Raw genomic sequence first — 12,921 nt, forward strand, 5'->3', positions numbered from 1 at the left:
TCCGGTCTGACCGGCGTTCGGCGTGTGCGGATGCATCCTGCCGCAGGGCGAGCTTTCCGGCGCCATAGCCCATGAGCTGAACCTGCCCCTGAGGACCATCCTGTCGAACCCCGAGGCCGCTGAGCCCCTTAGCCGTCGATCTCAACGACGGGCGACGGCCACGCTGTGGCCTGTGAACCATGAGCTCATCGCGCGGCATATCGCTGTTGAGTTCCGGCGCGCTCCAAGCAGCGATCATTCCTATGACTGAGAGGTGTCTTGGGATCCCCGTCTCCGCCCGCAGGGTCCGTTGCGTCACTTATAGACCTGAGCGTCAACAGGGACAGGGTCGGCGAGAAGAGGAGGGCCACCGGCTGATGTCGCTGACCGTGGACCGGTTCATGCCCACCAGCAGCGTGACGATGATGGTGACCGAGATGATCTCCAGCACGCAGCCCAGCAGGACCAAGGGCGCGCTGATCGCCAGAAGAAAGGTGGCGGGTCCGATATCCTACGCGCTGATGCAGCCTGCGAGCTGCGCCCGCCGGTTCACCCCGCCCGGAAGGCGATGGAGGGTGGCAGTCATGGCCATGGCGTGGATCACGCGGGATTGCGAGCCCGCGCCGTCGTCAGGCCGGGCGCAGATGCCGCACGCATCGGGGAGAAGGCCGCGGTCGACAGCGGTTGCAGGGCCGGGCCGTGGCATTGCCCGGCCGCATCCCGCCGGCAGAGGCGGGCGCGTTCGGGTGGATCAGGCGAAGGCGCTGAGCGCGCGCTGCAGATAGACGCCGTGGCCCTTTTTCCCCGCAAGCTGGCCGTCGCGCACCATGACCTTGCCGCGCACCAAAGTCGTCACCGGCCAGCCGGTGATGTCCCGGCCTTCATACGGCGTGTAGTCGCAGCCATCGGCGAGCATGGCGTGGGTCAGCGTGCGGCGCTGCTCGGGGTCCCAAATGGCGATGTCCGCATCCGCGCCCACTGCGATGGTGCCCTTGCGCGGATAGAGGCCATAGGCCTTGGCGTGGTTGGTGGAGGTGAGGGCGACGAAGCGGTTGATGTCGATCCGCCCCTTCATCACCCCTTCCGAGAACAGGATCGGTAGGCGCGCGCCCACCCCGGGGATGCCGTTGGGCACCCAGCGGAAGCTGGTGCGGCCCTTCGGCACGAGCTTGCCCTGCGGGTCGTCATAGCGGAACGGGCAGTGATCGGACGAAAATACGGAAAAGACCTCCTGCTCGATCCCCTCCCAGCACGCCGCCTGGCTCGCCACGTCGCGGGGGGGTGGTGAGCAGACATATTTGGCGCCCTCCATGTTGAGGCCATCGAGATCGCCCTCGGTGAGGACCAGATACTGTGGGCAGGTCTCGCCGAAGATTTTCAGACCGCGCTGGCGGGCGCGGCGGATCTCGTCCATCGCCTCGCGATTGGAGACGTGAACCACCATCAGCGGCACGTCGGAGAGCTCGGCGAGCGAGATGGCGCGATAGGTTGCCTCGCGCTCGGCGATGACGGGGCGCGACGTGGCGTGGAAGCGCGGCGCCGTGTGTCCAGCCGCCTCCAACTGGTCGGTCAGAAAGCGGATGATGTCATAGTTCTCGGCATGGACCATGACCAGCGCGCGGCTCTCCCGCGCCACCGCCATGACCTCCAGCATCTGCCGATCCGTCAGCGCCAGCCCGTCATAGGTCATGAACACCTTGAAGGAGGTGTAGCCATCGCGCACCAGTGCGGGCAGCTCCTGGCCGAGCACGGCGGGCGTGGGATCACAGATGATGAGGTGGAAGGAGACGTCCGTGTAGCATTCGCCGTCGGCCTTGGCGTGGTAGGCATTCACCGCCTCGCGCAGGGACATGTCGCGTTCCTGCAGGCAGAAGGGCAGCACGGTGGTGTTGCCGCCGATGACCGCCGAGCGGGTGGCGCTCTCGAAGTCGTCGGCCATCACGATGCCCTCGCCGGAGGGCTGCGAGATGTGCACGTGGCTGTCGATGCCGCCGGGCAGCACCCATTTGCCGCGGGCGTCGATGATCTCGCGCGCCCCGCCGAGATCGGCACCGAGCGCGGCGATGCGCCCGTCGCTGATGCCGATGTCACAGGTGAAGGTGTCGGATGCAGTTGAAACGCGCCCGCCGCGGATAATGGTGTCGAACATGGTTCAGTTCGCCTCCTGCCGTGCGTGCGGCGCCGGCATCCCCGCCGCCTCGTTTCGATGCTCGATCCAGGCCGCCAGCGCCGGGGTCAGCCCGACGGCGGTCTTGGCGCCGGGACGCGCGAAGCGTCCAGCCTGGGCCGGGCGGGTGCGCAGCCGTGCGAGCAGCGTCGCCTGACCGATCGCCGCATCCAGGGGGTCCACCAGCGGTACGGGCACGCGCGCCGCAATCCGCGCGGCGAGCCCGGTCAGCGGGGCGCCGGCCAGCAGCACGACATCGGCCTTGTCTTCTTCAACCGCGCGGCAGGCGAGCGCCGCGAGGTCGTCCTCAAGCTCATGCTGCACGTCGTGGACCGACCGGAACGCGGCGCGCGGCACGCGGATGCTGGCGCAACGCGGCTGAAGACCGGCCAGCGCGACGGCGTCCTCGTACCAGGCGGTGAGGGCGTGGGAGAAGGTGATGATCGAGAAGCGCGGTCCGAGCATGCAGGCGGTCAGCATGGCGGCTTCCGCCATGGCGGTGATCGGCAGGTCGAACAGTTCGCGCGCGGCGATCAGGCCGGGATCGCCGAAGGCGGCGATGACCACGGCGTCCATGCCGTGCTGGTGCCGGGCGATCAGCTCCAGCGTGGTGGTGCCGGCGACCAGCGCCTCGGCGCGGCTGGCAATGTAGGGCACGCCTTCTTCGGCGGTGATGGCGATGAGCTCCACATCGGGCGCGAGGTTGGCGCGCGCGCTGGTGATCATCCGCTCGGTCATGGCGAACGAGGTGTTGGGATTGATGAGGAGGATCCGCATCGTTCAGCCCTCCCGCGCCCGCTGCCACAGGGCCGCGATGGCGGCAGCGGCATCGCGGCGGATCGCTTCCGCGTCGACGCGGGTCGGCCGGCCGTCCTCGACCATGATCTCACCGCCGACCGCCACCAGCTCGACATCGCGCCCCTGGGCGACATGCACGAGGTTGCCGAGCGGGTTGGTCGCCGGCGTCAGATGCGGCTGGCGGAAATCGAAGGCGACGAAGTCCGCCTGCTTGCCGACAGCGATGCTGCCGATCTCGTTCTCCAGCCCCATGGCGCGTGCCCCGCCCATGGTCGCCATCTCGAACACGGTGGCGGGCTGCCAGTCCGCCGTCACCGCGCCGAGCTGAATGCGCCCGACCGCGAGCGCCCAGCGCATCACCTCCACCATGTCGGCGTGCATGTTGTCGGTGCCGAGGGCGAGGCTGGCGCCTGCCGCGCGCAGCTTCTGGGTCGGCGCGATGCTGCCTCCGGTGGCATTACCCTTGGCGATGTGCGCCACATGGATGCCGGCCTTGCCGATGCGGGCGATATCGGTCTCGCTGACGTGAATGCAGTGCGCCGCCGTCAGCCGGTCGTTCAACAGCCCGACCTCCTCGAGCAGTTCGGGTGGGCTCCTGTCATCGCGCTCGCGAATGCGCGCCAGTTCCACCGTGCTCTGCGACAGGTGGGTGGTGACGCGAAGTCCGGCCTCTTCCGCCGCGCGGGCAATGCGGCGCAGGAACGGGGTTGAGCAGGTGTCGGGCGCGTGGGCGGCGAGCTGGACGCCAATGCGCCCTTGGCTCTTGCCCTGGTAGCGCGCGGCAAGGTCGAGGGCCAGCTGCAGGGTGCGCTCGCCGATGGCGTCCACATAGTCCCAGCGCCCCACCGACACGCCGGAGAAATCGACGTCGTGGATCCGCCCGCAGGACCAGACGCGCAGGCCGATCTCCGCCATGGCGGGGGTCACGATGTCCGGATGAACGAAGGTATCGTTGATCAGCGTCGAGCCGAAGAGCAGCGCCTCCAGGGCGCCGAGCCGGGAAATCGCATAGGCCTCCTCCGGCGTGACCATGTGGCCCTGCGGGATGCCGGGCGTGTAGGCCGGTGCGAAGCCGAGATCCTCGGCGACGCCGCGCACCATAGAGAGATTGGCGTGGGTGTGGACGTTGACGAGGCCGGGCGTGATCACGCGGCCGGGCAGATGAACCGTGCGCCGCGCGGGCAGCGGGGCACCGGTGACACCAGCCCGCTCGATGCGGGCGAAGCGGCCGTCGGCGATGGCGATGACGGCATTGTCTATGGTCTGGCCGGCGGGCGCGCCGGTGAGCACGGTGGCGCCGGTGACGACGAGATCATAGAGCAGATCGGCCGCGGGTTCGGAAGACGGGTTCGACATGGGTCTACCGGTTGAGAACGTGAGTGAGGAAGCGGCGCGTCTTGTCTTCGCGCGGCGCCGTGAAGACATCTTCGGGCGGGCCTTCTTCGACGATGTGCCCGTCGGCCATGAAGATGACCTTGTCCGCCGCGCGGCGGGCGAAGCCCATCTCATGGGTGACGACGATCATCGTCATGCCCTCTCGGGCCAGGTCGCCCATGACGTCGAGCACCTCGTGCACCAGCTCGGGATCGAGCGCCGAGGTCGGCTCGTCGAACAGGATGAGGCGTGGCTCCATCGCCAGCGCCCGCGCGATGGCGACGCGCTGCTGCTGGCCGCCGGAAAGCTGGGAGGGCCGCTTGTCCATGTGTTCGGCGAGGCTGACGCGGGCCAGCTGCTGGGCCGCGCGTGCCTGCGCTGCCGCTGCGGAAAGGCCGAGCACCTTGCGCGGACCAATGGCCACATTCTGCAGTGCCGTCAGATGCGGGAAGAGATTGAAGCGCTGGAACACGAAGCCGAATTTGCTGCGCTGGAGCGCCAGGCGATGCTCCGGCAGGGGAACCCACCTTGGCGGCTCGCCCACATAGTCGCCGCCGACGGGCTCGCCTGCGAGCTCGATGGCACCGGCGGTGGGCGTCTCCAGGTAGTTGAGGCACCGCAGCACCGTGGTCTTGCCCGAACCCGAGGGGCCGATGAGCACCAGGGTCTGCCCGGCCATGACGTCGAAGGAGATCCCCTTGAGGATCTCGCGCTCGCCAAACGTCTTGCGCAGCCCCCTGACGGACAGCAGGGACTTCTCGTGTGGGCGGCGGGCGAAAGGAGTGTCGGTTGTCATGGCGATCACCAGGCCGGCAGGCGCCGTTCGATCACCCGCGAGATCCACGAAAGCACGGAGATGATGGCGTAGTAATAGATGGCAAGCAGGGCGAAGATCTCGAGCGGTGCGAAATGCGAGGCGATGATGGCCTGGCCCGAGCGCGTCAGCTCGTAGACTGAGATGACGGAGAGCAGCGACGTGTTCTTCAGCAGGGTGATGATGTCGTTGGTCAGGGCCGGGACCATGGGACGGATCGACTGGGGCAGCAGGATATAGAACAGGATCTTGCCTTGGGTCATGCCGATGGATTTGGCGGCCTCCGTCTGTCCTTTCTCCACGGACCCGACGGTGCCGCGCGCGATCTCGGCGATATAGGCGGCACTGTTGAGGGAGAGCGCGATCACCCCCGCCCAGAACTCACCCAGCCGGAAGCCCATCAGGGGCAGGCCGAAGAAGACGATGAAGATCTGGATCAGCAGTGGTGTGCCGCGGATGAAATCCACATAGCCGCGCACCAGCCATCGCATCCAGGTCCACCCGCCCAGTGAGACGAGGCCGAGGGCGATGCCGCCCGTGAGGCCGAACAGGGTGGCGACCGACGCGATCTTCAGCGTCATCACCGTGCCCACGGCCAGAAGAGGAATGGCCATCTCGACGATGGCCCAGTCTATCGTCATTGCGTCGCATCCGCGATCGAAGGGCCGGAGGCGTCCGGCCGAACCCGCGGGGCGGGCGGATCACCCGCCCCGCACCACTGTTCAGGAAAAGTCGGGGACCTTGTCGGACAGCTTCATCTTGGTGCCGAACCATTTTTCCTGAAGCTTGTAGATCTCGCCATCCGCCTTCAGCGCTTCGATGCGCTCATTGAGGAAGTTGATCAGCTGGGTGTCTTCCTTGCGCGTGCCGATGCCGGCCCAGTTGCGCGGGCCGATATCGCGCACGATCGCGTATTTGCCGGGCGCGTCCTTCACAACCTGGGTCAGCGTGGCAAAGGAGTTGATCACGCCATCGACCGAGCCCTGCGCCAGGGCCAGATAGGCCGCGGGGTGATCGTCATAGGTCTTGACCTCGGAGAAGCCCTTGCCGGTGTCCGCCTTCAGCTTCTCCGCGAGCTTGGTCTTCATCGTGTCGCCGGCCGAGCCGAGCTTCACGCCGAGGATCTTGCCGGCCATGCCGTCGAGATTGGTGATGGTGCCGGCGTCCGAGGCGCGGATCAGCATTTCCTGCGTCGCCTCGGTGTAGGGGATGGAATAGCCGACCTTGGCGACGCGCTCCTTGGTGTAGGTGAGCGAGGTCATGATGACATCGAAATTGCCGGCATAAAGCGCGGGAATGACGCCGGCCCAAGCGGTATCGACGAATTCCACCTTCACGCCGAGGGGCTTGAAGATCTCCTTGGCGAGGTCGACGTCGTAGCCGACGATCTTGCCGGCATCGTCGCGGAAGGTGAAGGGCCGGTAGGAGGCCTCGACGCCCACCCGCACGACGCCCGCCTTCTTGATGGCGTCGAGGGTGAGAGGCTCGGCGTGCGCCGGGCTGGGCACAGCGGCGCCGCCGAGGGGCAGGGCCGTGGCGATGGCGAGGAACAGACCCGAAATCTGAAGGACGCGGCGTCGGGAGGCGCCGGCTGCGGAGAAGCGGAATGACATGAAAATCTCTCTATGTCTCAAGGCTTTCGGTGGCGGATCCTGCGGTCATCAGATTGCATTCCATCTGATTTATTTAAGCTTATACAATGACTTAAATTAAAATCACCAGTTCCGCGTCGCTGATTAATTGTGCAGCATATGCCTGCATCTGCGGCAGCCGACCTCAATTCCGCCGGATGCCGGCGGAGGCTCTTCACGCGCATGGGGGTGTTTTTTTGAGTGGCGGCGCGGCATTGGTCGGCTGCGTTGTCGGCGGCCGATCGCGAGGCGCGGTCGGTGTGCCTGCCGACTATTTCAGCATCGGGCGCGCGCCTATGGTCGCCTCAGGAGGCGTCGGCCTTCACCGCGGCCGACGTGGGATCGCCCGCAGCCCTCAGCACGGCGCACACGGTCTCCCCGGTCCTCAGCAGATGGCGCTTCCATACCCGGCGCGCGGCATCTGCGTCGCGGGCATGCAGCGCCCTCATCAGGGCCTCGTGCTCGTTCACAGATTCCTCCCAGCGCAGCGGGTCGATGATCGCCATGTATCGCCCGCGCCGGGCTCGCAGCATGAGGTTGGCGTGGGTGGCGATGAGGATCGGGTTGTCCGACAGGCGCACCACCGTGTCGTGGATGGCGCTGTTGAGCTCGAAATAGGGGTCCTTTTCCTGCTGTCGGTAGTGCTCAAGCATGCGCGCATGCATCTGGTCGAGCTGCGCAAGTGCGTCGGCATCCATGCGCGTGGCGGCGATTTCGGCGGCAAGGCTTTCCAGGCCGGCGATCACCTCGAACAGGTTCGAGGCCTCCTCGGGCGTGAAGGACATGATCCGTGCACCGCGGTTCTGCGACAGCTCGACCAGGCCCTCCACCTCCAGCAGCTTCAGCGCCTCACGCAGCGGCGTGCGGGAGACTTCGAGCATCTCGCACAGGCTGCGCTCGACGATCCGGCTGCCCGGTGCCAGATCGCCGCGAATGATCCGGTCCCGCAGCGTGTTCGCCACCTGATGGGCGAACGGTACCCGTCGCGACATGGGGGTTTTGCCGGCCGATGGCCGGGACCGCCGGGGTTCGTCGCTGCGTCTTGCCGGCACTTGTCGATCACCATCTCTATGGGACCCGCGAAAGCTCCGGGTCGCGCCTGCGCCTGTGCCTCCTCGTTTACCTGCTCCGCAGCGGACGACAAAGCCTCGTTCCGCATAAAGAAGGGGATGGAGCGGCTGCGGTTTTCATCAATGGCCGTTCCGTTCGTGCTGCTGGCGACGCGGGGCATCCGTGACCGCCGGATCCGCGATGGCGCGGCGATGGGCCCACAGCGGCTGCAGCGATCAGACGCGCCGCAGCGGACGTGTTGCAGGCGACGTGGGGTGAGGTCCATAGTATAAACAGACCAATGCCACCATCGACAGGCTGAGGATGCCCAGGGAAAAGCAGGGGGCGCGGAGCGCCTCCGCCCAGCCGAAAAAGCGTGCCAGTCCGGTGGCTCAGCTGTTCGAGCGCAATTGTTCGGTGGGGCGCACCATCTCCATCGTCTCAGACGCCTGGAGCTTCCTGGTGATCCGCGAGGCGTTCTTCGGAGCGCGGCGCTTCGAGGAGTTCCGCGCGGCGCTGGGCCTGCCCCGCGGTACGCTGGCGGAACGCCTGAAGCGGCTGACGGTGCGTGGCATCTTTCGTCAGGTGCATTATTCCGCGCATTCGAGCCGCGCCGAATATCACCTGACCCGGTGCGGCATGGAGCTGTACCCGAGCTTCGTGGCGCTGATCCGCTTTGGCGACCGCTGGCTGTCCGGGCCCGAGGGGCCGCCCCTGAAGCTCATCCATGCCACGTGCGGCCAGGCTTGCACGCCTTATGTCGCCTGTTCCCACTGCCTCGGCGAGGTGAAGGCGAGCCGCGTGAGCTATCGCGATGGGCCGGGCGCCGGGCGCACGCCGGTGGAGCCGACCAAGCGCGCGCGGCGCACGGCGGAGTCCGCCAGCTTCTCCCGTGGCCGGCCGAGTTCCGTTTCGCGCTCGCTGGAAATCATCGGCGACCGCTGGAGCTTTCTGATCCTGCGCGAGGCCTTTTTCGGGGTGCGGCGCTTCGACCAGATGCAGGCCGAGTTGCGCATCGCCCCCAATATCCTCACCGAGCGTCTGGGGCGTCTGGTGGCGCGCGGGGTGTTCGAGCGGGTGAAGTATCAGGATCTGCCGGAGCGGTACGAATACCGTCTCACGGAGATGGGCATGGATCTCTATGGGGCATTCATCACCATGGGGGCCTGGGGCGACCGCTGGTTGTCTGCCGGCGACCCGCCGCTGGTGCTGACCCATCTGGATTGCGGCCACGATTTTTCTGCGGTGGTGATCTGCGACAAGTGCAAGAAGCCCATCGAGGCCCCCGACATGCGCTACCGCCTCAATTACGATCCCGCCCGTTATGGTGCGCCGCAGGCGGGCGACCGCATGGTCGAAATCCTGTTGCCTGGTGCGGTGCCGGACGAGACGAAGAAGGGGCAGGAGCAAAACCCGGCCGAAGGGCGCGCGAAGCGGGCGGCCCCGCGCCGGGGCCGCCCTGCGACGGCTATTTCTTGACCAGCGGGCACTGGCTCTGGGACAGCGGGCGGAACGCCTGCTCCCCCGGGATGACCTGCACCAGTTTGTAATAGTCCCATGGCCCCTTGGAGTCCGACGGGCTCTTCACCTGGTAGACATACATGTCGTGGATGAAGCGGCCGTCGGCGCGGATGTAGCCGTTCTTGGCGAAGAAATCGTTCACCTTCAATGCGCGCATCTTGGCCATCACCGCCTGCGCGTCGTCGGTTCCGGCGGCCTCTATGGCCTTCAGATAGTGCATGGTGGAAGAATAGTCTCCCGCATCGCCCATGTGGGGCTTGCGGCCCATGCGAGCTTCGAAGCGCTTGGAGAAGGCCCGGGTGTCGTCATCTCGATCCCAATAGAAGGCATTGGTGAGCACCAGCCCCTGGGCGTTTTCCAGGCCCATGGAATGGATGTCCGTGATCCATACCAGAAGCCCGGCGAGGGATTGCTTACCCGATTGGGTGAGGCCGAAATCGTGCGCCGCCTTCACCGCATTGATGAAGACGGTGCCCGAGCCGGCGACGGCAATCACGTCGGCTCCAGATCCCTGCGCCTGCAGCATGAAGGAGCCATGGTCGAGGGTATTGATGGGGTAGCGAACCGCGCCCACCACCTGGCCGCCACCTGCCTTCACCACCGCGGCCGTGTCGGCCTCCAGCGCATGGCCGAAGGCGTAGTCTGCGGTGAGGAAGAACCAGTTCTTCTTCCCCTGCTTGATCAGGGCGTTGCCGGTGCCCACGGCCAGTGCATAGGTGTCATAGGCATAGTGGATCGAATTCGGCGTGCACATGTCGCCGGTCAGCCGGGACGAGCCGGAGCCGTTGATGATGGCGATGCCGTTTTTCTCCTTGGCGACGCCGGCCACGCCGATGGCCACCGCCGAATTGATCAGGTTCGCGATCATGTCGACCTTGTCCACATCGAACCATTCCTTGGCCTTGGCGATGGCCACCTCGGTCTTGTTCTGGTGGTCGGCGACAATGACCTCGATGGGTTTGCCCAGCACCTTGCCGCCGAAGTCCTCCACCGCCATCTTCACGGCCGTGACGGACCCTTCGCCGGCTTCGTGGGAGAACTGCCCCGACATGTCGGTGAGCACGCCGATCTTCACCATGTCGCCCGAGACCTTGCCGGGCGCCGCCGTCGGCGCCGGAGATTGGGCAAGGGCTGGCAGCGGCATGGCAAGCGCGGCGCAAATGGTCGCCACCTGTGCAATCCTGGTCATCCGTTTCCTCCTGGTGATCCGGCGCGCCTTTCCGGCTTAGCGTCCGGCAGTTCCGTCCCTGCACCGACGAAGTGCTTTCATAGATAGACACTTTGTGTGCGTCTCTTGCGCGAAGGCGGCCGCGGTTACGCAACAATGTCGGCTTTCCGCGCAAACTGAGCTCGAGATGTGAGCTGGATGTGTTCAGCTTGTCAGTGCGGCATTGACAACAGCATTATCAGTCTAATAATGCAAGTTATGAATTGACCGATGGATCCGATCCGTCCGCCGCTCCCTGGAGCCGGCCGGCGGCATGGGAAGCCGCCGGCGCCCACGCCAGGGAGCCTTCAGGGCCAGCCGCTGGGTCGTTTTGCAGGGGAGGCGGCCAGTGAATGCGCGCGCGACGCCGGACAGGCGGGCGGATTATCCGCACTTTCGGGAGATCACCACGCGCTGGATGGACAACGATGTCTATCAGCACGTGAATAACGTCGTTTATTACTCGTTCTTCGATACTGCGGTGGGGCATTATCTCATCGAAGCCGGCGCCCTTGATGCGCGTTCCAGTCCGGTTATCGGCCTCGTCGTGGAAACGCGCTGTCAGTATTTCTCGCCTCTGGTCTTTCCATCCAAGGTGCAGGCCGGGCTGCGCGTGGCTCGCATGGGCACCACCAGCGTGCGCTACGAAATTGGCATCTTCCGCGAGGGGGATGATGCGGCCGCTGCGCAGGGGCATTTCGTTCATGTCTATGTGGACCGCGCCACCGGCCGGCCGCTTCCGCTTTCCGATACGCTGCGGCAGGTTCTTGCGCCCCTCGCCGCCGGCGCGGCGGCACGTGCGCCAAGGGAGAGCTGAATGGCAGATATCGAAGTCACCATCGAGGATCACATCGCGACCGTCACGCTGAACCGCCCGGCACAGCGGAACGCCATGACGCTCGCCATGTGGCGGGAGGTGGCGCGCCAGTTCTCGGAGCTGGGTGCGGACCGCGACGTGCGGGCCATCCTATTGGTCGGCGCGGGAGCGGATTTCAGCGTCGGTGCCGACATTTCGGAGTTCCCCGTGGTGCGACACACGCTGGAGCAGAGCGTCGACTACGAGGTTGCGGTGGATGCATCCTCGGACGCCATTGCCGGGGCGGGAAAGCCGACCATCGCGGTGGTGTCGGGCTATTGCCTGGGCGGCGGCTGCCACCTCTCCATGGCCTGCGACTTCCGCGTCGCCGCGCCCTCGGCCATCTTCGGCATCCCCGCCGCCAAGCTCTCCATCGTCTATGGGGTGCGCAGCACACAGCGGCTGCTTGCGCTGGTGGGCCTCACCCAGGCCAAGCGCATCCTCTACACGGCCGATCGCGTCCCGGCGGAGGAAGCGCTGCGGATCGGTTTTGCCGACAACGTGGCGGATGACCCGCAGGCGGCGGCGCTGGCGCTGGCCCGCCGCATCGCCGGCAATGCACCGCTTTCGGTAGGCGGCGCGAAGTTCATCCTCGACGGTCTCGCCATGGGCCCGGGCGGCCTCGATCTTGATGCGGCCCAGGAGCGGATCGACCGGGCTTCCCGCAGCTTCGACTACCAGGAGGGGCGCAACGCCTTTGCCCAGAAGCGCCCGCCGCGTTTCGAGGGGCGCTGAGCCCGTCGCCCAGGGAAGGAAACCGCAGTGAAGATGCATGTGCTTTCTGGCGGCCGCCTCAGGATGAAGCGGCACATCTATCAGCCGGATGCCGACCGCAGCGAGAGCATCGAGCTGCCGGTGTCCTCGGTGCTGCTGCGCCATGCGCAGGGCAACGTGCTGTTCGACACCGGCTGTCACCCCTCGGTGGCAGAGGACGCCACGGCGCGGTGGGGCGGCATCGCGCGGGCCATGACACCGATCATGGGGCGGGAGGACAACGTCGTCTCCCAGCTCGCCTGCGTGGGGCTTGGCGCCGACGATATCGACGTGGTGGTGTGCTCTCACTTCCATCCCGATCACTGCGGCTGCAACAGCTTCTTCCGCAAGGCGACGGTGGTCGTGCATGCCGCCGAGCTCGCGGCGGCCCGGGCGGATAACGCCGCGGCCGCGGGATATCTGCCGGTGGAGTGGGATCAGCCCAACCCCATGGAGCTGATCGACGGGCAGAAGGACCTGTTCGGTGACGGCCGCATCACCCTCATTCCGCTGCCGGGCCACACGCCGGGATTGACCGGCGCGTTCGTGACCCTCGACCGGGACGGCGCCTTCCTGCTGGCTTCGGATGCGGTGAGCCTGAAGGCCAGCCTCGAGACGGACGTGGTGCCGAAGAACACCTGGAGCGTCGATCTGCATCACCGCTCCATCGCCGAGATCCGCAAGATCGAGGCGGCCGGCGCCACCGTGCTCTGCGGGCATGACGATGCCCAGTGGCACACCCTGAGGACGGGTGCGCACGCCTATGCATGA

At 66.4% G+C, this 12,921-nt stretch carries 13 protein-coding genes; 4 read left to right on the forward strand and 9 right to left on the reverse strand.

Annotation, left to right across the window (positions count from 1 at the left end):
* Positions 1-313: 313 nt before the first annotated feature.
* From MEU52_RS21790 to MEU52_RS09105, 8 genes are all read right to left on the reverse strand, one after another.
* Positions 314-448, reverse strand: coding sequence for a hypothetical protein (locus MEU52_RS21790; RefSeq protein ID WP_273546146.1), 135 nt, complete (start codon positions 446-448; stop codon positions 314-316).
* A 282-nt stretch (positions 449-730) separates the two neighbouring features.
* Positions 731-2,128, reverse strand: a complete 1,398-nt coding sequence (gene hydA / locus MEU52_RS09075; RefSeq protein ID WP_238120962.1) for a dihydropyrimidinase — start codon at positions 2,126-2,128, stop codon at positions 731-733.
* A gap of 3 nt (positions 2,129-2,131) precedes the next feature.
* Positions 2,132-2,923, reverse strand: coding sequence for an aspartate/glutamate racemase family protein (locus MEU52_RS09080; protein ID WP_238120963.1), 792 nt, complete (start codon positions 2,921-2,923; stop codon positions 2,132-2,134).
* A gap of 3 nt (positions 2,924-2,926) precedes the next feature.
* Complete coding sequence (locus tag MEU52_RS09085; protein WP_238120964.1) at positions 2,927-4,300, reverse strand: amidohydrolase family protein; 1,374 nt, start codon at positions 4,298-4,300, stop codon at positions 2,927-2,929.
* A gap of 4 nt (positions 4,301-4,304) precedes the next feature.
* Positions 4,305-5,114 carry an amino acid ABC transporter ATP-binding protein gene (locus tag MEU52_RS09090; protein WP_273546147.1) on the reverse strand — a complete coding sequence of 270 codons (810 nt, stop codon included), beginning with the start codon at positions 5,112-5,114 and terminating at the stop codon, positions 4,305-4,307.
* Positions 5,115-5,119: 5 nt separating this feature from the next.
* Positions 5,120-5,773 (reverse strand): amino acid ABC transporter permease, encoded by a 654-nt coding sequence (locus MEU52_RS09095; RefSeq protein ID WP_238120965.1) that lies wholly within the window; start codon positions 5,771-5,773, stop codon positions 5,120-5,122.
* A gap of 81 nt (positions 5,774-5,854) precedes the next feature.
* On the reverse strand, positions 5,855-6,745 hold the full coding sequence (locus MEU52_RS09100) for a transporter substrate-binding domain-containing protein (RefSeq protein WP_238120966.1): 891 nt from the start codon (positions 6,743-6,745) through the stop codon (positions 5,855-5,857).
* A 323-nt stretch (positions 6,746-7,068) separates the two neighbouring features.
* On the reverse strand, positions 7,069-7,755 hold the full coding sequence (locus tag MEU52_RS09105; protein ID WP_238120967.1) for a GntR family transcriptional regulator: 687 nt from the start codon (positions 7,753-7,755) through the stop codon (positions 7,069-7,071).
* A gap of 382 nt (positions 7,756-8,137) precedes the next feature.
* On the opposite strand from MEU52_RS09105, the gene MEU52_RS09110 reads away from it, so the two are divergent.
* Positions 8,138-9,292, forward strand: coding sequence for a winged helix-turn-helix transcriptional regulator (locus MEU52_RS09110; RefSeq protein WP_238120968.1), 1,155 nt, complete (start codon positions 8,138-8,140; stop codon positions 9,290-9,292).
* Here the strand turns inward: MEU52_RS09110 and MEU52_RS09115 are convergent.
* The gene (locus tag MEU52_RS09115; protein ID WP_443266431.1) at positions 9,282-10,523 is read right to left on the reverse strand and encodes an ABC transporter substrate-binding protein; all 1,242 of its coding nucleotides are present in this window, start codon (positions 10,521-10,523) and stop codon (positions 9,282-9,284) included. The two genes, MEU52_RS09110 and MEU52_RS09115, sit on opposite strands and share 11 nt — an antisense overlap.
* A 367-nt stretch (positions 10,524-10,890) precedes the next feature.
* On the opposite strand from MEU52_RS09115, the gene MEU52_RS09120 reads away from it, so the two are divergent.
* The 3 genes from MEU52_RS09120 to MEU52_RS09130 are packed head-to-tail and all read left to right on the forward strand — an operon-like array spanning position 10,891 to position 12,921.
* A complete protein-coding gene (locus MEU52_RS09120) occupies positions 10,891-11,358 on the forward strand; it encodes an acyl-CoA thioesterase (RefSeq protein WP_238120969.1) in 468 nt (155 codons plus the stop codon).
* Complete coding sequence (locus MEU52_RS09125) at positions 11,359-12,132, forward strand: enoyl-CoA hydratase-related protein (RefSeq protein ID WP_238120970.1); 774 nt, start codon at positions 11,359-11,361, stop codon at positions 12,130-12,132.
* Between the two features lie 27 nt (positions 12,133-12,159).
* The gene (locus MEU52_RS09130) at positions 12,160-12,921 is read left to right on the forward strand and encodes an N-acyl homoserine lactonase family protein (protein ID WP_238120971.1); all 762 of its coding nucleotides are present in this window, start codon (positions 12,160-12,162) and stop codon (positions 12,919-12,921) included.

This window comes from Xanthobacter sp. NM-25 (assembly GCF_022138605.1).
Lineage (GTDB): Bacteria > Pseudomonadota > Alphaproteobacteria > Rhizobiales > Xanthobacteraceae > Xanthobacter.